The sequence below is a fragment of the Pseudoalteromonas sp. S3431 genome (assembly GCF_000690035.1).
Taxonomy (GTDB): Bacteria; Pseudomonadota; Gammaproteobacteria; order Enterobacterales; family Alteromonadaceae; genus Pseudoalteromonas; species Pseudoalteromonas fuliginea.
In genome coordinates this window covers 1-23,425 of sequence record NZ_JJNY01000121.1, presented here as the reverse complement: position 1 = coordinate 23,425, position 23,425 = coordinate 1, and the positions used below count along the sequence as shown (strand labels likewise).

The 23,425-nt window shown below is 38.7% G+C and carries 22 protein-coding genes; 17 read left to right on the top strand and 5 right to left on the bottom strand.

Features of this window, described 5'->3' with window-relative positions; genetic code table 11:
• Positions 1 to 48: 48 nt before the first annotated feature.
• A complete protein-coding gene (locus DO88_RS00595; protein WP_007379075.1) occupies positions 49 to 456 on the bottom strand; it encodes a MerR family transcriptional regulator in 408 nt (135 codons plus the stop codon).
• Positions 457 to 556: 100 nt separating this feature from the next.
• Between DO88_RS00595 and DO88_RS00600 the strand changes: the two genes are divergently transcribed.
• Both DO88_RS00600 and DO88_RS00605 read left to right on the top strand, forming a co-directional pair.
• A complete protein-coding gene (locus tag DO88_RS00600) occupies positions 557 to 1,807 on the top strand; it encodes an NADH:flavin oxidoreductase/NADH oxidase family protein (RefSeq protein ID WP_033041103.1) in 1,251 nt (416 codons plus the stop codon).
• Between the two features lie 86 nt (positions 1,808 to 1,893).
• Positions 1,894 to 2,469: a DJ-1/PfpI family protein gene (locus DO88_RS00605; protein WP_033030093.1), complete on the top strand. Its 576-nt coding sequence runs from the start codon at positions 1,894 to 1,896 to the stop codon at positions 2,467 to 2,469.
• Positions 2,470 to 2,514: 45 nt separating this feature from the next.
• Here DO88_RS00605 and DO88_RS00610 read toward each other — a convergent pair whose 3' ends face one another.
• Complete coding sequence (locus DO88_RS00610; protein WP_033041101.1) at positions 2,515 to 3,420, bottom strand: LysR family transcriptional regulator; 906 nt, start codon at positions 3,418 to 3,420, stop codon at positions 2,515 to 2,517.
• Positions 3,421 to 3,526: 106 nt separating this feature from the next.
• Between DO88_RS00610 and DO88_RS00615 the strand changes: the two genes are divergently transcribed.
• The 9 genes from DO88_RS00615 to DO88_RS00655 all read left to right on the top strand — a co-directional run bounded on the left by DO88_RS00615 (position 3,527) and on the right by DO88_RS00655 (position 14,208).
• Positions 3,527 to 4,303 carry a DODA-type extradiol aromatic ring-opening family dioxygenase gene (locus DO88_RS00615; RefSeq protein WP_033041098.1) on the top strand — a complete coding sequence of 259 codons (777 nt, stop codon included), beginning with the start codon at positions 3,527 to 3,529 and terminating at the stop codon, positions 4,301 to 4,303.
• An 80-nt stretch (positions 4,304 to 4,383) separates the two neighbouring features.
• Positions 4,384 to 5,061 carry a haloacid dehalogenase type II gene (locus DO88_RS00620; RefSeq protein ID WP_033041095.1) on the top strand — a complete coding sequence of 226 codons (678 nt, stop codon included), beginning with the start codon at positions 4,384 to 4,386 and terminating at the stop codon, positions 5,059 to 5,061.
• Positions 5,062 to 5,584: 523 nt separating this feature from the next.
• The gene (locus DO88_RS00625; RefSeq protein WP_007378776.1) at positions 5,585 to 6,442 is read left to right on the top strand and encodes a hypothetical protein; all 858 of its coding nucleotides are present in this window, start codon (positions 5,585 to 5,587) and stop codon (positions 6,440 to 6,442) included.
• Between the two features lie 3 nt (positions 6,443 to 6,445).
• Entirely contained in the window at positions 6,446 to 7,954 is a 1,509-nt protein-coding gene (locus tag DO88_RS00630; protein WP_007378777.1) for a glycosyltransferase, read from the top strand.
• A gap of 13 nt (positions 7,955 to 7,967) precedes the next feature.
• Positions 7,968 to 9,350, top strand: a complete 1,383-nt coding sequence (locus DO88_RS00635; RefSeq protein ID WP_232224839.1) for a glycosyltransferase 87 family protein — start codon at positions 7,968 to 7,970, stop codon at positions 9,348 to 9,350.
• A 29-nt stretch (positions 9,351 to 9,379) separates the two neighbouring features.
• Complete coding sequence (locus DO88_RS00640; RefSeq protein ID WP_007378779.1) at positions 9,380 to 11,734, top strand: NAD(P)-binding domain-containing protein; 2,355 nt, start codon at positions 9,380 to 9,382, stop codon at positions 11,732 to 11,734.
• On the top strand, positions 11,727 to 12,479 hold the full coding sequence (locus tag DO88_RS00645; RefSeq protein ID WP_033041093.1) for a glycosyltransferase family 2 protein: 753 nt from the start codon (positions 11,727 to 11,729) through the stop codon (positions 12,477 to 12,479). The genes DO88_RS00640 and DO88_RS00645 overlap by 8 nt, the downstream gene beginning before the upstream one ends.
• A 241-nt stretch (positions 12,480 to 12,720) precedes the next feature.
• Positions 12,721 to 13,467, top strand: a complete 747-nt coding sequence (locus tag DO88_RS00650; RefSeq protein WP_007378781.1) for a TIGR04282 family arsenosugar biosynthesis glycosyltransferase — start codon at positions 12,721 to 12,723, stop codon at positions 13,465 to 13,467.
• 27 nt (positions 13,468 to 13,494) lie between these two features.
• Entirely contained in the window at positions 13,495 to 14,208 is a 714-nt protein-coding gene (locus DO88_RS00655) for a glycosyltransferase (protein WP_007378782.1), read from the top strand.
• Positions 14,209 to 14,218: 10 nt separating this feature from the next.
• On the opposite strand, the gene DO88_RS00660 is transcribed toward DO88_RS00655, so the two are convergent.
• A complete protein-coding gene (locus DO88_RS00660; RefSeq protein WP_007378783.1) occupies positions 14,219 to 15,085 on the bottom strand; it encodes a LysR family transcriptional regulator in 867 nt (288 codons plus the stop codon).
• Positions 15,086 to 15,199: 114 nt separating this feature from the next.
• Here DO88_RS00660 and DO88_RS00665 point away from each other — a divergent pair, with 114 nt between their 5' ends.
• Positions 15,200 to 15,700, top strand: a complete 501-nt coding sequence (locus DO88_RS00665) for a lactoylglutathione lyase family protein (protein ID WP_007378784.1) — start codon at positions 15,200 to 15,202, stop codon at positions 15,698 to 15,700.
• Between the two features lie 78 nt (positions 15,701 to 15,778).
• On the opposite strand, the gene DO88_RS00670 is transcribed toward DO88_RS00665, so the two are convergent.
• Both DO88_RS00670 and DO88_RS00675 read right to left on the bottom strand, forming a co-directional pair.
• A complete protein-coding gene (locus tag DO88_RS00670) occupies positions 15,779 to 16,750 on the bottom strand; it encodes a hypothetical protein (protein ID WP_007378785.1) in 972 nt (323 codons plus the stop codon).
• A 186-nt stretch (positions 16,751 to 16,936) separates the two neighbouring features.
• On the bottom strand, positions 16,937 to 17,695 hold the full coding sequence (locus DO88_RS00675) for an RES family NAD+ phosphorylase (protein ID WP_007378786.1): 759 nt from the start codon (positions 17,693 to 17,695) through the stop codon (positions 16,937 to 16,939).
• Between the two features lie 609 nt (positions 17,696 to 18,304).
• On the opposite strand from DO88_RS00675, the gene DO88_RS00680 reads away from it, so the two are divergent.
• From DO88_RS00680 to DO88_RS00700, 5 genes are all read left to right on the top strand, one after another.
• Positions 18,305 to 18,928 carry a fused MFS/spermidine synthase gene (locus DO88_RS00680; protein ID WP_033015969.1) on the top strand — a complete coding sequence of 208 codons (624 nt, stop codon included), beginning with the start codon at positions 18,305 to 18,307 and terminating at the stop codon, positions 18,926 to 18,928.
• Positions 18,921 to 19,805, top strand: a complete 885-nt coding sequence (locus DO88_RS00685; RefSeq protein ID WP_008136882.1) for a spermidine synthase — start codon at positions 18,921 to 18,923, stop codon at positions 19,803 to 19,805. The genes DO88_RS00680 and DO88_RS00685 overlap by 8 nt, the downstream gene beginning before the upstream one ends.
• A 719-nt stretch (positions 19,806 to 20,524) precedes the next feature.
• Positions 20,525 to 21,010 (top strand): MarR family transcriptional regulator, encoded by a 486-nt coding sequence (locus DO88_RS00690; protein ID WP_007378789.1) that lies wholly within the window; start codon positions 20,525 to 20,527, stop codon positions 21,008 to 21,010.
• The gene (locus tag DO88_RS00695; protein WP_033041091.1) at positions 21,000 to 22,064 is read left to right on the top strand and encodes an HlyD family secretion protein; all 1,065 of its coding nucleotides are present in this window, start codon (positions 21,000 to 21,002) and stop codon (positions 22,062 to 22,064) included. The genes DO88_RS00690 and DO88_RS00695 overlap by 11 nt, the downstream gene beginning before the upstream one ends.
• A 10-nt stretch (positions 22,065 to 22,074) precedes the next feature.
• A complete protein-coding gene (locus DO88_RS00700; RefSeq protein ID WP_033041106.1) occupies positions 22,075 to 23,124 on the top strand; it encodes a DUF2955 domain-containing protein in 1,050 nt (349 codons plus the stop codon).
• Positions 23,125 to 23,425: the final 301 nt, after the last annotated feature.

Here is a 23,425-nt window from a genome sequence, read left to right as displayed (position 1 = left end):
AAGTCTGAGCTAGTACAAATACAGCTTATTTTAGTAAGCTGTATTCATTTATTCGTAATCTATCACTTTTAGTAATTCATTCAATTTGCCTTCTGGCAGGCATTCGCCTTTATCCCAATAAGAGTTGAGTAACGTAGTTAAACTGCCAATACGTTGTGACTTTTTCTGCATTTTCTCAATCAAAATTTCAGCTTCTTTTTGTTTTTTTTCTAAACGTTCAATTATTACTGTGTGGTTTAGCTCGTCGTTTTCGTTACGTAATAAAGGTATTTCGTTGAGTGAAAACCCCAAGCTTTGTGAAAATTTAATTAACTGCAATTTTTCTAAGTTTTGTTGGGTGTACAGCCTATAACCATTAGCACTGCGAGTGGTTGGTGTTAATAACCCTTTGCTTTCGTAAAAGCGAATAGTACTGGCGGGTATGTTGGTAAGTTTTGCAAGTTCGCCTATTTTCATAACTAATAATAACTCCACTTTACATAAACTTAGTAGGTTGACCTTCAAGCTAACTTTAAGGTTATAGTCGCTTTAATGTCAATTTAATTAGCCCATAACTATGCGTAACCCTGTATTTACCCCTTTTACCTTGCCAAGTGGTTTAGTATTAAAAAACCGTATTGCCAAAGCCGCTATGGAAGAAAACCTTGCGCAAGAGGATCAAACGCCCTCCCAAATACTCAAAAATGTTTATAGCGCATGGGCAGTGGGGGGAGCTGGGCTAATTATTACTGGCAATGTAATGATTGATCATTTAGCGATGACAGGCCCAGGCGGCCTTGTGCTTGAAAAAAGTACCGATATTACTGCCTTTGCAGAGCTTGCTCGTTTATCGCAGCAAAATAATTGCAAAGTGGTGATGCAAATTAACCACCCTGGTAGGCAAGTATTTAAAAAAATGGGTGGAAAGGCTCTATCAGCGTCAAGTGTTGCACTTAATATGGGTAAGCACTCGCACTTGTTTGGCGTACCAAAAGCGATGACGAAAACTGATATTGACGATGTTATTACCCGCTTTACACAAACTGCGCAGCAAGCTGAAAAAGCAGGTTTTAATGGCGTACAAATACATGCAGCGCATGGTTATTTACTGGCTCAGTTTTTATCGCCACTAACCAATAAGCGCGACGATAAATGGGGAGGGAGTTTACAAAATAGAGCTCGCTTACTTCTCGAAATAACCCGCAGTATTAAAGCCTCTTGCTCACTTACCTTTTCGGTTTCGGTAAAGTTAAACTCTGCTGATTTTCAACGAGGTGGGTTTGAACCCAGTGACGCGCAAGTTGTAGTGGACTTATTGAATAAACTCAATGTTGATTTTGTAGAGCTTTCGGGTGGTAGTTACGAAGCACCTGCCATGCAAGGAAAAACAGGTGATCAGCGCACGCTTGCCCGCGAAGCGTATTTTTTAGAGTTTGCAAAAGCGATTAGCCAACGCTCATCAGTCCCAATAATGACTACAGGCGGTATTAGTCGCTTATCTATTGCCAACAACGTGATTGAAAGTGGCGTTGCCCTCGTGGGTATTGCCACTGCGCTTGCATACCAACCAAATTTACCAAACAAATGGCAAAATGAGCCACTGCAATTAGCCGTGTTACCCAATGTTACTTGGCAAGATAAAACCCTCGCAGGACTTGCCACTATGGCACTGGTTAAAAGACAAATATGCCGTATAGGCCAAGGCAAACCCGTAAAAATAAATGCCTCACCAGTATTTACTTTAATTGGCGACCAACTACGTTCGGTTAAATTAACTAAGCGTTACCGTAAACGCTTTGCTCATGAGCTTAATGTTGAGGCTAAGTAGGGTTTTTTAAATTAAAATAATACACCAATGATGATTTTATAGGCTAAGGTAAAGCTTCATATTAATTTGAGCTTTTTGAGACCTAAATGAATATAGGCATTTATATTTATGATAACGCAGAAGTACTCGACTTTTCAGGCCCTTTTGAAGTTTTCAGTACCGCTAAGCGTTTAGCTGAAAATAACTGGAATGTATTTTTTATTGCAGAGCAAAGTAAGCCTGTAATAGCGCGCGGAGGTTTTAGTGTAAACCCCCATTACAACTTTTTAGATCACCCTCATATTGATTTATTAATTGTGGTAGGTGGCGATCACACCGCCGAATTTAATAAAAAGCAGGTGATTGATTGGATCAGTAAAAGTGCAAAAACAGCTACTCGTGTTGCGTCTGTATGTACGGGCGCGTTTTTGCTCGCAAAAGCCGATTTATTACATGGCTTAAATGTAACAACGCATTGGGAAGATCAAAATGAATTGGCGTTATTATTTCCTGATTTAAATGTAATTAGTGATAAACGTTGGGTGCAGCATAATCAATTTATCACATCAGGGGGGATCTCGGCTGGCATAGATATGAGCCTGCAATTAGTCGCATTGTGCAGTACTGATGAATTTGCTTGCTTAACAGCAAAACAAATGGAATATCAGTGGCATAAAAAATAACAGGTCCAAGTAAAACTACTTATACAACCGTTTGTAATCGACATATCACTCCCCTAAGTCCCAGTATGGGGTATCGCCATAAAAGTCGCTCGCAAAATCAACAAAAGCACGCACTTTGCTCGGTAAAAACTGTCTATTAGCATACACCATGTAGAGTCCCATTGGGTCGGGTTCATAGTCTTGTAAAATGCGCACTACTTTACCTTGAGCCAGCGCTTCGCCTGCAATAAATGTGGGCTGCATAGCAATACCACCTCCCGCAATGGCTGTATTTAGTAGTAAGTCACCATTGTTAGCCACAAAGTTACTTTCAAGCTTTAGCTCGCTTTTTAGCTCATTAACTCCAAATAGGCGTTTTGTGGGCTCGCTAAGGGAATAGCGTAAATAATTATGCGACTGTAAATCTAAAAGCGTTTGTGGCGTGCCATGGTGTTTTAAATAATCGGGTGACGCAAATACCGCTAGGTGTATAGGGGCAATTTTTTTAGCTATGAGCGTTGAGTTTTTTAATACGCCAATGCGCAGCGCAATATCAATACCTTGCTCTACTATGTCTACATATTGGTCTGTGAGCCGTAAGTCTAACTTTAAATTTGGATACTGCTTTTGAAAATCAACCAGCAAACCTGCTAAATGCTTAGTACCAAATGACATAGGTGCACTAATACTAAGCACACCCGAAACATTCTCGCTTAAGTTATTTAGTGAGTTTTCCATGTCTTCAATATCAACAAGCACCTGCTGACAACGCTGATAATATTGGTTCCCAGCCTCTGTTACACTTACTTTTCGCGTTGTACGGTGTAATAAACGCGTGTGTAGATTATCTTCCAGCGCAGAAATATATTTGCTGACTAACTGCGGGGAAATATCGAGCTTATCGGCCGCTTTTGAAAACGATCCTTCTTGCACAACGGCCAAAAAGGTTTTCATGGTGGTGAGTTTATCCATTTTTAACAATACTTTATTGATAATGTATAAATAAATACCATATTTATCATCAAAATAAAAACTAATATAGTGCTTAATAACACATCTATTTGTTTAAGGCTTTAGCATGACTCAGCCCGCTTTATTTATATCTCACGGTTCGCCAATGATGGCTGTACAGCAATCGGCTACGTCAGATTTTCTTGTATCATTAGGTCAAACGCTTAGTAAACCACGAGCTATTGTGGTGTTTTCTGCCCACTTTGATGAAGCGCACGATATAGTTATTACATCGGGAGATGCGCCGCATACTATTCACGACTTTTATAACTTCCCCAAGCCCCTATATGAAATTCAATACCCAGCACCAGGAGACCCTAAGCTTGCTAATACTATTAGTGAGTACTTTTACAAAGCGGGTATTAAAGCCGTGCAAAGTGCCAAGCAAGGTTGGGATCATGGTGTGTGGATCCCGCTGCGCTTAATGTACCCAGCAGCTAATATTCCTATAGTTCAGGTATCTATTAATACACGTCTTGGCACTAAAGCGATGTATAAATACGGACAGTTACTTGCACCACTGCGCAGCGATAACGTATTAATTATTGGCTCAGGCGGTATTAGTCACAATCTACGTGAAATATTTAAAAGCCCCGCTACACCTAACCGTGTTCAAATGGTTAATGAGTTTACCCATTGGGTTGAGCAAAAGTTAATAACGCAAAACACCCAAGCGTTACTTAACTATTTAGATGAAGCACCCCATGCTTTATTTAACCACCCTACTGCAGAGCACTTTTTACCTCTTTTTGCTGCGTTTGGTAGTGGTGACGGTCAAGTTGAAAAAATACATAAAGACATCGAAATGGATATTTTAGCGCTTGATGCATACAAGTTTTATTAAATTGAGCGTTCGTTCAAATTAAGTTAAGCTGTAAGCAAGTACTCTAAAACCAACTTAATTTATTTTATTGCGGAGCAAACATGGCAACTACACTTGCATTTGACGTATACGGTACGCTAATAAACACTCACGGCGTACTGTCCTTACTCGACGACATGATTGGCGATAACGCCCAAGCATTTTCAAATACATGGCGCGAAAAGCAATTAGAGTATTCATTTAGACGTGGATTAATGCAAAATTATATTCCCTTTTCGCTATGTACAAAACACGCACTCGATTACGCCTGCTTAGGGCACAAAACCGAGCTAAGTGAAGGTCAAAAAGAGCAACTGCTAGAGCTTTATAAAACGCTTCCTGCGTTCGATGATGTAAAAGCGGGCCTTGAGCAACTAAAAGCAAAAGATTACCGTTTGTTTGCATTTTCAAATGGGGCTGCCGACGCAGTTCATACCTTATTAGAAACCGCTGGCATTAGTGAGCTTTTTGAAGGGGTAGTAAGTGCCGACGATGTTAAAACCTTTAAACCAAACCCAGAGGTTTATAGCCACTTTTTACGCGAAACCAATTCGACAGGCGCAAACACGTGGCTTGTATCAAGTAATCCGTTTGATGTAACCGGTGCTATATCACATGGTATGCGTGCAGCGTGGATTCAACGATCTAAAGACTCTATTTTCGATCCGTGGGAAATACAGCCAAATACAATCGCAACCGATTTACTCGATTTAAAAGTAAAATTAGAAAGCGTTAACTAATTTTAATCATACCCTTTATACCTTTGGTGCTTGTGCATTTTAGGTGTAAAGGGGGTTTACGTTTGAACCACTATTAATGCTTTATTTTTAAGCAAGTGTTTATTTACTCGTCTAGTTTTTTACCCCTACCCTCTTAACTTAATCTCTGTATTAATAAGCGCAATTAATGCCCTATTTCATCTGAATTAGAGCTTATATCAGAGCGCTCATTCCCTATTGATAAAATGTGATAATTTTGTGATTAATTCGTGACACAGTTGCGAAACTTACCTTCCATAATGTTCCTAAATTAAATAACAAACTTTAGGTTTTAGCTTAGAACAGCATTACTTGATATCAACAGGTTTAGATTAATTAAAAAAATTATCAGTTTTTGATTTTTTTCATAAATAAGCATTATTTATTTTATAAACGTCTGGTTTTTTAAACTTAAAGCGAAATAAAACATGCTAATTGAAAATCACGATAAAAATTTAGTTAATTACTTCAAAATTTAAATTTAATAAATTAGTGGAAAATAAAAATGAAATTTAAAAAAGATCACAATGAAAAAAGTTACATATTAAAGGGAATATCTTTTTCAGCCATCGCTCTATCTATCAGCTTAGCGTCAGTTAACGTGTCGGCTGGGGCATGGGTTGGTGAAGAAGGAAGTGGTTATATTAAGTTAGGTTACGCTGATTATACGTCGAGCAAATATCGTGGAAACAACCCAACCTTTGAGCGTTTTGAAGGGCAAAATACATCACTTTACTTGGAGCATGGTTTAGGGAATAACTTCTCTATTTATGGCTCATTATTACATCAAAGCTATGAACAAGAAGATTCTGTAACGGGCACAAGTAGCGCCAGCGGTTTTGGTGATACCGAGGTTGGTATTCGATATCAATGGCAGGCAGAACCTTTTGTTCTATCTACTTCTTTTTTAGTTAAAACCCCTTTTTTATATGATGAGGATGATGGGTTAGGAAATAACCAAGAAGACTACGAAGCCAAAATATTGTTAGGCAAAGGGTTGGATAAGTTTGGTTATATTGGGGCTGAAGTTGGTTATCGGGTTCGTACCGCAGAGCCTTCTGACGAATACAGATACTTGCTTGAGTATGGTTTTAACGTTAATAAAAACATTTATATGCGTGCCAAACTTGACGGAATACTAAGTGCAGAAAATGCAGATTCGTCAACTTCAATCAATGCTGCAAATTTATCAAATCCTTTAGAGTTTGACTCAGGAAAATTTGAACTGGCTACAGGTTGGAATTTTGATAAAAACTCGTCATTAGCTGGCTTTGGTATTGAGCTTACTTTTACACGTGAAATTTACGGTAGCAATATCCTGCAAGGTAATAATATTCAATTTGGTATTACTAAGGTTTATTAAATTATGTCGTTAATTGGTTCGTTAGTACTTGTTGTTCATTTTTTATTATTAGCTATTTTATCTTTATTTGGTTTGCACCGTTTGTCTATGGTATTTCGATGGTTTAAATATCGAAATTTTACACCTCAATCACCTAAAATGTTTGAGAAATTACCAAAGATAACAGTTCAAATTCCACTTTATAATGAAAGGTTAGTTGCCAAAAGGATTGTTGATTCAATTGTATTATTGGAGTATCCGGCTGATCGTTTACAAATACAAATTGTTGATGATTCTAATGACGATACAAGTGAGGTTATTGCTGAACGTGTATCGCATTATAAGCTACAAGGCATAAATATTGAGCACGTACAGCGAACCAATCGTCATGGTTTTAAAGCTGGTGCATTAAAAGAGGCAATGACAACGGCCGATGGTGAATTTATTGCTATCTTTGATGCTGACTTTATACCTACTCCGGATACATTATTAAAAAGTATTCATTTTTTCACTCAAACTGATATTGCCATGGTGCAGTTGCGATGGGAGCATTTAAATCGTCGTAGTAGCTTATTAACAAAAACACAGGCTGTAATGCTCGATGCTCATTTTGGGTTAGAACAGCATGTGCGCTGTGCGAGTGATATGCTTTTTAACTTTAATGGGACTGCAGGTATCTGGCGTACTTCAGCCATTATTGATGCAGGCCATTGGAGTGCTGATACTTTAACTGAGGATTTAGATTTAAGTTATAGAGCTCAACTAGCTGGTTGGAAAATGCAGTATTTAAATCATATAACATGTCCAGGTGAGCTGCCTGCTGATATGAATGCGTTTAAAACTCAACAGTACCGTTGGGCTAAAGGTGGCGTACAAGTCATGCTTAAAATGCTAAAAACAGTATGGAAAGCAAAAATACCGCTTGTTAAAAAACTTGAATCAACGTTTCATTTATCAAATAACCTAGCTTATTTAGTCATGATGCTAGATACATTATTTTTCTTATTACCTAGCTTATATTTACGTGCGCAATATGATTACATAAACGTTTGGTGGATTGATATTGCCTTATTATTGATGTCTTCAGGCGGACACATTGCATACCTATATTTTGGTCAAGTGGTTTTAGGTCGCTCAAAGATACGTGCATTAGCAAAATTACCTAACTTAGTATTGTTAGGTATACAGTTGGCAATTAATAATTCTAAGGCTGGTTTTGAAGCTTTAATGGGCAAAGAAAGTGAATTTGTCCGCACACCTAAAACAGGTGAACTACAAAAAGCAGAACATACTTATAAAAGTGAAAATCAAGCTTCGCAGGGCTTTAAAAATAAGCCGCACTATAAACCTTTACCTCCTAAAGGTGCCATTTTTGAATTTTTAGTTGCAGCTATCTATGTCGTAGTTTTAGTGTGGGCTGTTATTTACCAATATTGGTTTATATTGCCATTTGTATCGTTGTTAGCTCTTGGGTTTGTTATGTCTGCAGTTAATAGCTTTTATAGTCATTATCAGCTATCTAGACACGCTTAAAATGAACCTGCAATTGTTTAAGCCAAGTTTCACAACTAAAAGTAAATCTTGGCTTTATTTTATAAGCTTAGCTAGTTTAATTGCCCTGAGTTTTTCGAGTTATTTTTTAGCAAATACGTCGCAAAGCAATACTGAATTTCCTGTTAGCAGTATTGGAGTTTATACCATTATTCAATATTGTTTAATGGCATTTTTTATGTTGGTAGCTTGGTCTTTATCTCCTAAATCACGTTATTTAAAAAATTATAAGCTGCTACTAATCACCGCTTTTCTAATGCGTATTGTATTGATTGACGTTGAGCCTTATACCTCTAATGACACAAGTCGTTACCTATTTGATGGGCGAATAGCATATGAAGGCTACGACCCTTATAGCATCAGCCATGACGCGATTGAATTAACACAATTGCGAGAACAGTGGCAACCACCTAAAGAGCATGCAGCTTATGTCACTATTTATCCTCCATTAGCGTTGGCTTTATTTACTTTTTCATCATCATTTGGAGTTGAAAAGGCACAGTTGGTATGGCGGTTTTTGCTATTACTTGCAGGGTTATTAACGGTGTACGTGTCGGCTTTAGTATTAAAAAAGGCCAACAAATTAAATAATTTAGCACTTGTTGCGTTGTCGCCACTGCTGATTTTAGAAACTGGTGTTGGGTTACACATAGATGCTTTTTCTGCATTGGCAGTTGTTGTCGCAATTTATTTTTGGCAGCGACAATTACTTTTATATTGCGGTATCGCTATTGGTATTGGTATGTCGCTGAAAATTTTACCCGTTATGTTATTACTGCCATTATTTTTTTTACAAAAATCATTAAAACCCGCTCTAATGTTGGTGCTCAGCTGGGTTACGACTGTCGCGCTAATTTATGGTACTACCATTGCGCTTGGGTACGTACCCGTAGGCAGTATTAGTGTGTTTTTTGAAAAATGGCGTAATGCGTCCCCTATTTTTACTGCACTTGATTCTCTATTAACTAATTCTCAGGTTGTTTTAGCGCTTTTTGTTATGGGAGTTATTGCGGTGTTGTTTATTGCTTATACAAGTTTTAGATACAGTAAAGCCCGCTACATGAGTACATCGGTTATTTATTTTTGTATGCAAGCAGCCTTGGCTTTACCTCTTATGTTAAGCCCTGTGCTTTTTCCTTGGTATTTACTCCCGTTAGTTCCCTTGCTTGCCTTGCGCCCAAATATTTATTTACTTACTTGGTTATTACTTATGCCCATGACATACGAAGTGCTCGGTAATTTCCTTTGCTGTCAACAATGGCAACCTGCGCTTTGGCCTGTTGTACTTTTAGGTGTTTTATACGCGTTAACGTTATTGAGGCTGATTTATCACGGCATCAAAAAGACTTCAAAGCTGAATCACATTGATAATTCATAAACATAAAACTTTATATTGGAATATACAAATTGAATATTATTAATAATTATTATCACTGGTTGCACGGACAATGGCCTGATCGCACTGTAGAAAAGCAACCATTAGTGAATGCCGATGGCACAACCAATATTAAAGGTGTGTATGTTGTTGGTGATTTAACGGGTATTCCTTTACTTAAATTCTCCAGCGATACGGGCGCTAAAGCTATTCGCTCCATTATTGCTGATACTACTTTTAGTACCCGTACGCAAACAGCTGATGTTGTAGATATTATTGTTATTGGTGGTGGTGTTAGTGGGTATTCTGCCGCTATTGAAGGTAAAAAACAGCAGCTTAATGTTACGTTGTTAGAAGGTAATAAACCATTTTCAACGATTGAAAATTTTCCTAATAATAAACCTATTTATACTTACCCCACTGACATGAAGCCTGAAGGCGAATTACAATTTTCAAATAAAGTAAGTCATAAAGAAAACCTGTTGAGCGAACTTAAAGAGCAAACTACTGCCCACAGTATTGAAGCTAAACTGGCGCAAGTTAGCCATGTAAATAAAGAGGGCAACAAACTACGTGTTACTTTAGAGAATGGTGATAGCTTAGTGGCTCACCGTGTGATTGTTGCTATTGGGCGCTCTGGAAATTATCGAAAATTAAATGTTGAAGGTGAAGATTTACCAAAGGTAGCAAATCGTTTTATTGACGCACAATACTATAAAGATAAAGAACTATTAATCGTTGGCGGAGGTGATAGCGCATTAGAGGCTGCGATTGCAACAGCAGAGGAAGGCGCTAAAGTTACTTTATCTTATCGACAAACTCAGTTTAACCGGGCAAAACCAGAGAATGTCGAACAAGTAACACAATTAGTAAAAGATGACAAAGTGACGCTTAAAATGGCGACTCAAGTCAGTAAAATTTCACCACGGTCTGTGCAGTTAAAAAATAAAGATGGTACAGATGAAATATTAGATAACGATAGCGTGTTGTTAGCGACTGGTCGTGAAGCCCCGCTAGATTTCTTCAGACGTTCAAAAATCAATATCAGTGGTGAAAGCACATGGTCTGGCTGGGCTTTCTTTGCCCTGTTTTTAGTCGCATTAACTGCATTATACGATTGGAAAGGCTATGGTTTTTTAAATTCATTTTGGAGTACTTTTTCTTATCCCGATCAAATGCCAACCTTAATTGCAGGCTTTGGCGAATGGTGGCAGTTGCAAGTGAATGATCGCAGTACCTTAATTGGCACAATAGCGGTTTCTTTAAAAAGTCGTTCGTTTTACTACACCGTTCTTTATACCCTATTAATTGGTATTTTTGGTTGGCAACGAATTAAACGACGCAAAACACCTTATGTAACAGTACAAACGTCAGTTTTGTTTGCTATTCAATTGTTTCCATTATTTTTATTGCCAGAAATAATTTTACCATTACTTGGCTATAACGGTGTATTTGATGCAGGAATAGGCAAAAGCTTTGCCGATGCGTTGTTTCCCAGTTATATCTCAGCGCAAGAACTTGCGACGCATACATGGCCTGAATGGGGACACCCACGCGCTTATTGGCATGCATATAGTTTTATCTTCGCTTGGCCGTTAGGTGTGTATACCGTATTTACCGACACTCCCCAAGTTGCTTGGTTAGTTATTGGGGCTATTCAAACATTCGTTATTATTCCAATTATTGTGATGAAGTGGGGCAAAGGCGCTTATTGTAGTTGGATTTGCTCTTGCGGTGCTATGGCTGAAACTATGGGAGATCAGCAACGCCATAAAATGCCACACGGTTCTAAGTGGAATAAGCTAAATATGCTTGGTCAGTTCATTTTATTAATAGCTGCAGTGTTATTAGTCATTCGTGTTTTAGGGTGGATATACCCTGAGTCATGGATGAACCATATGTTTAATCTGTTTTTAAAAGGCGAGAACAAGGACTACCAATTAGTAAACGCATTTAGTTATAAGTGGGTTGTTGATATTTTATTAGCCGGTATTTTAGGGTTTGGCCTTTATTTTAAATATTCAGGGCGTACATGGTGTCGGTTTGCTTGTCCATTAGCGGCATTAATGCATATATACAGTCGCTTTGGTCGCTTTGCTATTGTTAGTGAAAAATCGAAATGTATTAGTTGTAATCAATGTACAACTGTATGCCATCAAGGCATTGATGTTATGGCTTTTGCAAGTAAAGGCCAACCAATGACCGATCCACAATGCGTTCGTTGCTCCGCCTGTGTACAAACCTGCCCAACAGGCACATTGTCTTTTGCTGAAATAAACCGAAAAACTTCCGCCATTATCAAAAAAGATACACTCGCAGCTAGCCCTGTGCAAATGTCTGAAGAATCACGTGGCGGCGTTAACATTATTGAGATTAAAAATGTATAAAGGTCATAAAGTTGCTGTTGTTATTCCTGCTCTTAACGAAGAGCAAGCTATTTCCATTGTGGTCAGAAATTTGATTACTTTAATGTTTGATGAGCAGGCGGTTATTGATAACGTTATTGTTTGTGACAATGGTTCCACAGACAACACTGCAAAAGTAGCAACCGCTAATGGTGCTCAAGTTGTTCATCAAAGTACACCTGGTTATGGTATTGCCTGCTTAACCGCTATTGCTAAGCTTCCCTCATGCGATATTGTACTTTTTGTAGATGGTGATGATTCTTGCTTTGTAGATCAAGCCCTTTCATTACTAAATGGGATTGTTAATGGTGACGATCTTGCTATTGGATCAAGAACCTTAGGCACCATTGAAAATGGAGCTTTAACTAAACCACAACTCTTTGGTAACTGGCTATCTAGCCACTTAATAACACTATTTTGGCAGCAAAAAATAACTGATTTAGGGCCATTTAGGGCCATTCGCTTCTCGTCGCTGCACACTTTAAATATGGCTGATACCTCGTTTGGCTGGACTGTAGAAATGCAGGTTAAAGCGATCATTCTTGGTATGCAAGTGAGCGAATACGCTGTTGACTCTAAAGTGCGAATAGGACAATCAAAAATTAGCGGCACAGTAATGGGCTCAATTAAAGCTGGTATCGGTATTTTATCCATGATTGCAACGTTATTTATTCGCCAATCCAGTGTTAAAAGTACAGCGCAGCTTAAAGGTAGTGAGTATGAATAAGCGTGGGCTAAGTAATAACCGAGCAACAAAGAGTAAGTCGTCTTTAGGACGACCTAAGGGCAGTACATGCTTGGCATTGATGTTGCGTTATTGCCTCTTTATGGGAAATAACAACACCACATAGGCTCAGCCCTACCTAAAAACCAAACATACGGCTGCAAACTCAGCCTAGAAAGATAAACAAGCCCTAGTTATAAATGCGAATTACAAAATTATTAGTGCTACGTGAGCTGTGATTAAAATGAATAAAATAAACCAAAGTAATAAAGCGTCAAAACAAACAATTAGATTAGTTATAAATCAAGCGACGTTAGTTGTTTTTTGTAAACGGCCTAAACTCAACCAAGGTAAGCAGCGGCTTGCTGAAGGCTCGAATGCGCAATGCGCACTTAAAATTGCACATGCATTATTAGCATGCGCAATAGAAGATGCTAATAATTGGCAAGGGCCTGTTGTTATTGCTTGTTCAAGCGAAAGCGATATTCAGTGGGCGCATTCTTTAGTAAGTAATGCCCACGTAATAACGCAATTACCGCTTGGGCAGTTAGGCAACTTAGGCGATAGATTAAACTATGTTGATAATCAGCTGCGAGCACAAGGGCATGAGCAACTAGTGTTCATAGGTACTGATGCTCCAATACTTAACCATCAATATTTTGAGGCAACGATTAGTGCATTACAAAGTAATGACGTAGCTTTGCATCACGCTGATGATGGTGGCGTCATCATTATGGCTAACAAAGTAGCTTGGCCAGTACTAACCCATTTACCTTGGAGCACGAATGAATTATCACAATCATTATCACAACAGTGTAGGCAGAATAAATTATCGGTGAAGTATTGCTTACCAGGTTACGATATTGATTATGTCAGCGATCTTAAAAAATTATTTATTGATCTACAGTCAGATACTCGCCCAGCACGTAAAGCTCTATTACATACAATTAATGATCTATTCTCGCTCGCTAAAGTGAGTTTTCATGAGTAATATTCTGAACTATGAGGTTATAAAAGTATGTTAAGTATTATTATCCCTACTTTAAATGAAGAAAAAACAGGGTATTTACAACGGATCCTCAAGGCGTATCAACATTTAAAAAACTGCGAAATAATTTGTGTGGATGGGGGAAGCACCGATAACACCATCGATATAATTAATGCTGCGGGCGTGTGCTTAATTAAAACCGATATAGCATCACGAGCAGGCCGGCTCAATGCGGGTATTGTGCAAGCAAATGCTGACACAATTGTGCTTCATCACCCTCGTAGCATAATTGATATTGCAGGGTTGAATGCGTTAAACAAACACGCAGATCAGATGTCGTGGGGGGCTTTTACCCATAAATTTAATATACGCCATCCATTACTTCAGTTTACCTCTTGGTATTCTAATTATATTCGCGGTGATAAACGGGGAGTGTATTATTTAGACCATTGTTTATTTGCAAAAAAACAACTTCTACTCGACGTAGGTATGTTGCCGCTAATAGATATTTTTGAAGATACAGAGCTATGTTTACGGCTTAAACTCAAATGTAAAGCAAAGCGTCTACCGTTTATTAGCGAAACCTCTGCGATACGCTTTCAAGTTAACGGACTCTATCGACAGGCTTTAACTAATCAGTACATGAAGTGGTTATATTATTTTAACCGTTCAGATACTGCGATGAATCAGCGCTATGAAAAAGGTATTCAGCTTAATACTCAATACGACGAAAGACAAAAATAAGGTATTTACCTTAACTTGACTTAATTAACTCAATCACTGTATTCATCCGTTTTGCCAGTGGCCTATTTCGATGGTGACATGCATAAATAGTCTCATTAACGGGATTGGCTAAATAGTGCGTTTTAATAAGCTCAGGCTTATTAAAAGCACCTACCGCATTGGCAGGTAATACCGTAAAACCTAAGCCTAAACTTACAGGCTCTAGTATTAAGCTAATTTGGTTGGAAAACCCCGTCTGCTTTATTTGCTCAATATGTTCAAATTCATCGTAGTTTTCGCTAAGTAGTAGTTGCGCATGATGGTTTGCATCAGGATGAGCAATAAAACCCAGCTCACACAGTGTTTGCCAATTCGGTGTATTTATACCCGCAGGTGTAATAAGTAATAGCGCTTCTTTATCAATTTTATAACTGATCACTTCGCTAAGTGTAGGGGCTTGGGTTAAAAAGCCAATATCGGCACTGTAATTTGCCACAGCTTGCTCCACACTCACATTTGGCGCAAAGCGGTAATCAATAGTTAGTGCTTTATGCTCACATTGCAGTGCTAATAATTGATTGTAAAACTTTAAACCACAACTGCCCGGCGATTGAATTTTTACTGCTCCGCTAAAAGGTGAATCATCTTTTAATTGCTGCTCTAAAAACTGCCAGTCTTTGATAAGTTGGCTACCCTGCTGATATAAGTTTTGACCCTGTGGCGTGAGTGAAAACTGCTTACCGTGGCGCTCAAGTAAAGCACAATCAACTTGTTGCTCTAGCTTTTTAATATGCTGGCTTACACCAGACTGCGTCATATAAAGGCGCTCAGCTGTTTTGGTAAAATGATTTACCTCAACCAAGGTGCAAAATGTGTTTAACCATGTCGGATTTATCATTACAAAACGTACTCAAAGTTATGATTAATGATAATTTTACTTAATGTTTGTCGATTCGTAAACTAACTCCATCAACGAGTCACAAGATAAGTCACACGTTAAAGAGGAAGCATTATGAGTCATACATACCCACGTAGTTTTTCGCACATTGGTATTTCGGTTCCCGACGTTGAAAAAGCCGTTGAGTTTTACACTAAGGTTATGGGTTGGTACACCATTATGGAACCCACTTTAATAACCGAAGACAAAAGCCCCATTGGCGAAATGTGTACCGAAGTATTTGGTGAAAAATGGGAAAAATTCAAAATAGCGCACCTTTCAACGGGCGATCGTATTGGTGTAGAAATTTTTGAATTTAAAAACCAAGAAAACCCAAAAGACAACTTTGAATACTGGAAAACAGGCATCTTCCATTTTTGTGTTCAAGACCCTGATGTAGAAGGCTTAGCTGAGCGTATTGTAGCAGCTGGCGGTAAAAAGCGTATGCAAGCCCCGCGCTATTACTACCCTGGCGAAAAGCCATACCGCATGATCTACATGGAAGACCCGTTTGGCAACATCCTTGAGATTTACAGCCACAGCTACGAGCTAATTTACAGCGCCGGCGCTTATTAAAAGCATTGAGCTAAAAACAAAGGCCGCAGTATTTATTAGTGCAGCCTTTTTGTTTCAGCTATAGCGCTTTTATTTTTACTAATCGTGAGGGTATACGGTGCCGTTTTTATTTATGATTGCGCTCCACTGCTCTATTATTTCATTTGCACTGGCAAGTTCACTTTCGCTAAGTTGCGGATACTGTCGCTGCTCAAACCACGCATAGCGATTATAAATATCATTATTATCGGTGATTTCCATAATTAATCGGTTTAGCGCGTAAGACTTTGCAAAACTTTTTTCACCAAGCTGCTGTGAATAATACACATTAGATAAAGAGATTAATGCCTTTTCACTACCATGTTGAGCAGCGTATTCTAAAAATACTATTTTTTGTTTATTAAAATTATCTCTTTTTTTAATGAACTCAGCGCGTTTTAGTGTCGAAAAACCTTGCGACTTCATAAAAAACTCAGCCGTTAGATTAACAAATGACTCTTGTGCGGCGACAAACCCATTTTTCGCTGCATCTTCTAAATACGCATAAAATTGGTGACGCTCAATACTATTAATGCCCTTACAATAATCAAACTTTTCTATTTTTCTATCAGCGGCTTCGCCGACATCACTGTACTGAGAGATCTGTTCTAACTCAGCCTGTAGAGCGTTGTCATCAATTGGTGCCGACAAACAATACCTTAAGTTTGTAGCGATGATATATTTTGCTTCGTTATCACCATCGTTTGCTGCCGCTTGTAAACGTTTAAAGTGCTCCCTAAACTCCCCTTGCAGTTTCCATTGCGGTCTGGTCATAATAACTCGCTGATACTTACCTTCGCTTGATGAAAGGGCACTGTTAGTCACCTTTTTGTTTGTCAGTAAGTCAGTATTGACTGCTTTTTCAGGAGTTTTTTGAGGTAATACAGTTAAATAATTAGAGGTTTGCTCTGCTGAAGTCGGTGGAGCCGACGCTTTATTGTAAAAATAACCAACAGTACATAACAGTAGAGAGACTATTAAAAATATAGATAGATAAACCCACCCTAGCTTATGCATGTTATTGTTTTTCAAATCACTTACCTTATAAAAAGAACATAAGAATGGTAATTAAGACGGGTCTCTTGATTATAGATTATTCATTACGGGAGATGAACCGCCCATTGCACTTCCTGCCAATAAAAAGCGCATGATGGTTGGTATGGGCGCTGGAGGTTAGAGACCTCCGGCTACCCGATTAGGTGTTACCACGCTCAGCTGTCAGGATGAGCTTCCATCCAACTTCTCGAAGTCAAATTTAGCCTTGGATACTACAAATAAGTCACACTGAACAACAGCCGCATCATTTAAATTAAAAAGAACATAATTACGCCCTTTAGTTAAAGAGCTTTTATAAATAATCCCGTCATACCCTTTCGATTTAATAAACTCTGATATTATTTGCGTCGGCACATATTCTGACTTGAAATCAGATCCCGTTACAGGCCAAGAAAAAGCAATATCCATCGCAGCCCACACAGCGTCAATTCTCTGATTAATAGAAGGTTCGCCGAAGAAGAAATATGGGTACTGTTCAGCATCAGCCGTCTCCGAAAAATCAATCAACTTCACATCCTTTGTCAAATGCAATTGGGCAATTGTTAAGGTTAATCCAGGCCAAGGTCTCACTTCGTGTATCGCAGTTTCCGCATCTGCTGCTACATATAAACAAGGAATCCCTTTTGAGTTCGCCCTCCCCTCAGAGGCGTTATTGGTCAATGGCTTCATTCGTTCGAATGGGAAAGGAATACGCTTATCAACATGGAACTCTTGCTCTACATTATCAGAAGCCTTCTCCTCACCACATCCAGTTTGTGCGCGCCACACCACAGAACCAACTTTTAAGGTTTTAACCCTGTCACTACAAGTGTCATTAATTGAATTTAGAAATTCACTCGACTCATTATCTAAAATGTAGCGCAGCTTAGAGCACGCTTTTTCAGAAAAGTCAGAATAGCTTAACCAAGATTTGAAGCTCATTCATACTCCTTAGTTTGTAGTAACACATAACATTTTAGTATTTATGCGACACGGAGTTTGTGTTGCAGTGTCGCTTATCGGACTGAGGCGCCACCTGCTCGGTGTTGTTTATGCTATGAACTTTACATTTAAAGAAAGGCTTTTTGTGACATCAACTACATTAAGCCTATTTAATCGGCGCGCCTGTCGTATCTGAGCTGTCCCTGCATTGTTCAGTGTTTATTATGTTGTTATTACACCTAAATTTTGTTTGATAAGCAACTAGGTTATTTAAACACACAGCCGCTAATAGCCTGAACAATTAAGCAGGTTAGCTCATTGAATGTTTGGTTATCGCTTAAGATCATAGTGCTGGGTAGCTCAACATGATCGTACTTTGTTTATTAAGTAACGATTACTCTAAAACATCTACTACGAGTCACCTTTGCCTGCGCTGCGTGTTTCACCACGATAAACTTAGGTTATTACTAAATTACTCTATTGCGCACCGCTAATATGAAACACGGTTAATTTGCTTTTAAAAGGTTTGCCTTGAGTGATTTTTACACTAGCGGGCATGTTTACATCACGTTAGTATGGAACTTTATTAAGTTACAAAACGATAATTACATGACTTTAAAAACAAACGCATTAATTTATTTTTTAGCCTTTTGCAGTGGTTTTTGCATTATGGGGATTGAGCTTTTAGGAGGGCGAATACTTGCGCCTTTTTTTGGGAGCAGTGTACATATTTGGGGCAGCATAATAACGGTGTTTATGCTCAGCTTATCATTTGGTTATTTACTTGGCGGTAAGCTAAGTACTAAAAATGCATCGCTTACTAAATATGGTTTAATATTTTTAGTCGCCAGCATTATGGTGGTGCCTATTACGTTATTTTCGCAGCCAATAATGGAGTTTATATTCACGCATATTGAAGATAGCCGTTATGGTTCGCTGTTAGCTTCAACTGCATTATTTTTTATTCCAACCGTTATTTTAGGTATGATTTCGCCCTACTCAGTACGTTTATTGGTAACCGATAGCGATAAAAGTGGTCAAGTAGCGGGGCGTTTATACTTTGTAAGTACGCTTGGCAGTGCGCTGGGTACTATTATCACCTCTTTTTACTTTGTGCTCGCGTTTGACGTAAATACAATTATTGGCGCTTTTGCTTTAACGCTTGGGTCACTTGGTTTAGTGGCTATTGTTGTTAATAGCTTGGTGAATAACAAGGAGCTTGCTCATGCTTAAATATTTACTACTGCCGTTAATCGTGTTTTCGGGGGTTGCGTTTAGTAAGGTTATTCATGAAGAGCGCTCGCTTTATCGCAATATTATTGTTGAAGACACTAGCGACTTACGTTGTCTTAAATTTAATACTAAAAGTAGCCAAACAAGCCAAAGCTGCATGTACAAAAATGACCCTGACAAACTTGTTTTTAACTACACTAAACTTACTTTTGCCAGCCTTTTAGTAGCCGATAACCCTAAAAATGTACTTATTATAGGATTAGGTGGCGGTACGCTTTCTAATGTTATTCATGAACTATACCCCACAGCAAAAATTCATAATGTTGAAATAGATCCCGCTGTAACTAAAGTTGCACGCGATTACTTTAACTTTATAGAAAACGACTTAGTGACATCAAGCGTGCAAGATGGCCGTATTTTTATAAAACGCGCCGCTATTAAAAAGCAAATGTATGATTGGATAATTTTAGATGCCTTTAACGGCGACTATATTCCGGAGCATTTACTCACTAAAGAGTTTTTTGAAGAGGTACAAAGCGTATTGGCCGAAGGTGGTGTTATAGCTGCAAATACATTTTCAAGTAGTAAGCTTTATGAGCATGAGTCGGCAACTTACCACGCTGTATTTGGCGACTTTATAAATGTAAGCCGTGAAAATCGTAGTAACCGTATTATTTTAGCGGGACTTAAAGCGCCGCCAACTAACGAGCAAATAAAGGCACAGGTTAAAATACTTGAGCCTCGCTTGGCAAAATACGGCATTGATATAAAAGCAATTAGCGAATTTATGCATTTTACAAAAGACGGTCAAGATTGGCCTGCTGATACGAAAGTGCTTACCGACCAATATTCTCCCGCTAATTTACTTAATTTTTAAGGTGCTTTTATAAAGCGCTAAGTAATAGATAAGTTACTTGAGCGCGAAGTAAATTCGCACCTACAGGCACTGCGTTTATTTATGTAGGTGAGGTTTTATACCTCGTTTATATTTTTATTGGAAGGCAAGCGCGAAGTGAATTCGCACCTACAAGTTCGGCGTTTATGTATGTAGGTGGGGTTTTATACCTCGCTTATATTTTTATTTGCAGGCAAGCGCGATGTAAATTCGCACCTACAAGTTCGGCGTTTATTTATGTAGGTGAGGTTTTATACCTCGCTTATATTTTTATTTGCAGGCAAACGCGAAGTAAATTCGCACCTACAAGTTCGGCTTTTATTTAGGTAGGTGAGGTTTTATACCTCGCTTATATTTTTATTTGCAGGCAAGCGCGAAGTAAATTCGCACCTACAAGTTCGGCGTTTATTTATGTAGGTGAGGTTTTATACCTCGCTTATATTTTTATTTGCAGGCAAACGCGAAGTAAATTCGCACCTACAAGTTCGGCTTTTATTTAGGTAGGTGAGGTTTTATACCTCGCTTATATTTTTATTTGCAGGCAAGCGCGAAGTAAATTCGCACCTACAAGTTCGGCTTTTATTTTGAGACACCTCGCTTTATGCCTTACTGCACATCTTTAATCCATTTTTAACTAATATATTTACGTTGTTTATTAAGTAGTGATATTATAGTTAGCCTGCTAACTAATTAAGTGCGCTATGGTTAAAAACATTCCATTTTATGAAACTCTTGATTTAACACTTTGCGGCAATATGGGCCGTGTGCATCGCTTATGCCGTGAAGCGGTAACTATTGCTGTTGAGCCTTTAGGGTTAACACAGTCGCGCTGGACTGCCTTAATGCATATAAATATGCTCAAAGAGGGCGTTACTCAATTAGCGCTTTCACAGAGCTTAGGCATAGAGATGCCGTCGCTTACGCGCACGCTCAAACAGTTAGAAGAGCAATCGCTGATTGTGCGCCGCGTAGATGAGCACGATAAACGCAGTAAAAAGCTTTATTTTACCGAGCAAGGTCGCAGCATTTTACACACCTTAAATGAGCGAATAACAGATATTAAAGCGCAGTTATATAATGGTTTTAGTCATGCACAATTAGATGCAATGGCATACGGCTTGGTAAAAATGGAAGAAAACGCACTCAATTGCATTAAATCTCAAACAAAGGCTAAAAATGACACCTGATCAAAAATTTGCCCGCTATGTAAGACTCTCCCTCATTGGGTTTGTTTTAGTGTTTATTTACTATTTAATGGCTGATATTTTTTTACCTGTAACGCCTCAAGCGCGGGTGTATCATCCTGTTGTGCAAATATCGCCACAAATAAGTGGCCGAGTAACTAGTGTGTTAGTAAGTAATAACAAACCTGTGAAAGCAGGCGATATTTTGTTTCATATTGACCAAGGACCTTACAACTTAGCGTACGAACAAGCTAAGCTGGCACTTGACGATGCTAAATTACAAAACAAACGACTCGATACAAATGTAAAAGCGCTTGAGGCGCAAATAAGTGCTGCAAAAGCCAAACAACATGAGCAAAAATTATTAAAAAACCGAGGCGAAAAGCTCTACAAACAAAACTCCATATCAGAGCAAGAGCTTGAAAGTATTCGTGCTAATTATCAAGCAAGCAAAGCAAATGTAGCAGCGTATGAGGCGCAATTATCGGAAGCTATTTTAGCCCGTGGCGAGTCAGGTGATAAAAACTTAGCAATGCGCCATGCTGCAAATCAGTTAGCGCAAGCTGAGTTGAATTTATCGTATACGCAAGTGCGTGCATTGAGTGATGGCATAGTTGCTAACTTACAATTGCTTGATGGTGCATATGCCGTTGCAGGTAAACCGTTATTAGCGATTGTGGCTAAAAAAGCCGACTTAGTTGCCGATTTTAGAGAAAAATCACTGCTGCACATGAAGCGCGGTAGCCTAGCAAAAGTCGTTTTTGATAGTCGCCCTGGAGAGGTTTATGACGCAACACTTGAGGCGTTTGAGGCAGGTGTAAGCAATGGTCAGTTAAGTGCCAATGGTTTGCTCAGTACTACAGAGATCAGTAACCGCTGGGTGCGCGATGCGCAGCGACAACGTATTCATCTAAAATTAGTTAACAACCAAAATTTAATTGAAAATATGCCAAGTGGTGCACGTGCTACAGTGCAATTATTGCCAGAGTCAACTATTGGGCAGTGGTTTGGCGCAGCGCAAATTAGGTTTATTAGTTGGTTACACTACATTTATTAATGGAGGAGGTATGACTCAAGTTGTTAGCCAAGGACCACAATTAGATTCTAATGGCCTTCGCCAAGCACTGCGTATCGCTGGCGGATGTACTATCGGTTTTGCCATTAGTAAGTTAATGAATTGGCCAAACGGTATATTTTTTACTGTTTATCCTATGTTGTTACTCGGTATGGTGCCTACATTAAGCCGAGGTGTTATCAATCAATTTATAGCGTCGGCGGCTTTTAGTGCATTTATAGTACTTGTAATACAGGGGCTATTTTCTCATTTGCCTGTCGTTATGACGCTACTTGTATTTGGCATATTTTGTTTTTTATTTCATAAAATGAGTAGCGGTAGCGCGTTTTTATTTGGTGCTTTAGGCGTAGTGAGCCTTTCAATTCAACTGCATTTTTCGAGCTACGTTGATCAAGGAAGTCGCATTTATCCGCTTATTTTAAGTAATGGTTTAGCAATAATATTAACTGTAATTATAGCGGCATTAATGCATGGTTTGTTTCCTGATGTAACAGCAAGGCCCGGACGAGTTATGCCAGCTAAGGCTAAAGAAAGTATTCGTCATGAAGTACTGCTTTGTGCAACTGTGGCAACGCTTTCGTTTGTGGTTTTTCAGGTGCTTAACTTGCAAGACTCAATTTCAGCACAAGCGGCCTCAGTACTTATTTTATTTTCATTGTGTTGGAAAGCAGCAGGTATGGCAGGCTGGCAACGTGCAATTGGTACATTGATTGGTTGCAATGCAGCGCTGTTATCACAGTTGTTTTTGTACAACCATAGCGATTTTTTACTTTTTCCGGTTGCTATATTGTGGATTTTATCCTTTGTGTTTGCACGGTTTCACATTTTAGGCGGCGGTATTCCTGGTATCGGGTTTGGTGTATTAACCACATTTGGTATTTTATTTGGGCAGTCGTTGGGCCCAGGACAAGACTTAATTTACAGTGCGTTGTATCGATTTAGTTCGGTATCGGTGGCGATTATTTTAAGCTTGTGCGCTGTATATGTTATGCATCATTTACTTAATCGCTTTAGTGCAACGCGCCATCATACCTTTGATTAAATAAATTTTAATTATTAAGCCATTTTAAAAACTGCATTTTTACACGCCAGCAAGCTGTGCGTCTACCAGTTAACAAGGTTGCACGTTTTGTAGACGTAGAGCTTGCTCACGTGAGAAGCAAGGCTTCTAATTATTAAGTTATTTTAAAAACTGCGTTTTTACACGCCAGCAAGCTGCGCGTCTACCAGTTAACAAGGTTGCACGTTTTGTAGACGTAGAGCTTGCTCACGTGAGAAGCAAGGCTTCTAATTATTAAGTTATTTTAAAACTGCGTTTTTATACGCCAGCAAGCTGTGCGTCT

Coding starts and splice junctions, on each gene's coding strand:
- DO88_RS00625 (WP_007378776.1), top strand. CDS start 5,585: ATGAAATTTAAAAAAGATCACAATGAAAAAAGTTACATATTAAAGGGA.
- DO88_RS00685 (WP_008136882.1), top strand. CDS start 18,921: ATGCTTAAATATTTACTACTGCCGTTAATCGTGTTTTCGGGGGTTGCG.
- DO88_RS00655 (WP_007378782.1), top strand. CDS start 13,495: ATGTTAAGTATTATTATCCCTACTTTAAATGAAGAAAAAACAGGGTAT.
- DO88_RS00645 (WP_033041093.1), top strand. CDS start 11,727: ATGTATAAAGGTCATAAAGTTGCTGTTGTTATTCCTGCTCTTAACGAA.
- DO88_RS00630 (WP_007378777.1), top strand. CDS start 6,446: ATGTCGTTAATTGGTTCGTTAGTACTTGTTGTTCATTTTTTATTATTA.
- DO88_RS00600 (WP_033041103.1), top strand. CDS start 557: ATGCGTAACCCTGTATTTACCCCTTTTACCTTGCCAAGTGGTTTAGTA.
- DO88_RS00690 (WP_007378789.1), top strand. CDS start 20,525: ATGGTTAAAAACATTCCATTTTATGAAACTCTTGATTTAACACTTTGC.
- DO88_RS00660 (WP_007378783.1), bottom strand. CDS start 15,085: ATGATAAATCCGACATGGTTAAACACATTTTGCACCTTGGTTGAGGTA.
- DO88_RS00675 (WP_007378786.1), bottom strand. CDS start 17,695: ATGAGCTTCAAATCTTGGTTAAGCTATTCTGACTTTTCTGAAAAAGCG.
- DO88_RS00665 (WP_007378784.1), top strand. CDS start 15,200: ATGAGTCATACATACCCACGTAGTTTTTCGCACATTGGTATTTCGGTT.
- DO88_RS00680 (WP_033015969.1), top strand. CDS start 18,305: ATGACTTTAAAAACAAACGCATTAATTTATTTTTTAGCCTTTTGCAGT.
- DO88_RS00620 (WP_033041095.1), top strand. CDS start 4,384: ATGGCAACTACACTTGCATTTGACGTATACGGTACGCTAATAAACACT.
- DO88_RS00610 (WP_033041101.1), bottom strand. CDS start 3,420: ATGGATAAACTCACCACCATGAAAACCTTTTTGGCCGTTGTGCAAGAA.
- DO88_RS00695 (WP_033041091.1), top strand. CDS start 21,000: ATGACACCTGATCAAAAATTTGCCCGCTATGTAAGACTCTCCCTCATT.
- DO88_RS00595 (WP_007379075.1), bottom strand. CDS start 456: ATGAAAATAGGCGAACTTGCAAAACTTACCAACATACCCGCCAGTACT.
- DO88_RS00650 (WP_007378781.1), top strand. CDS start 12,721: ATGAATAAAATAAACCAAAGTAATAAAGCGTCAAAACAAACAATTAGA.
- DO88_RS00700 (WP_033041106.1), top strand. CDS start 22,075: ATGACTCAAGTTGTTAGCCAAGGACCACAATTAGATTCTAATGGCCTT.
- DO88_RS00605 (WP_033030093.1), top strand. CDS start 1,894: ATGAATATAGGCATTTATATTTATGATAACGCAGAAGTACTCGACTTT.
- DO88_RS00615 (WP_033041098.1), top strand. CDS start 3,527: ATGACTCAGCCCGCTTTATTTATATCTCACGGTTCGCCAATGATGGCT.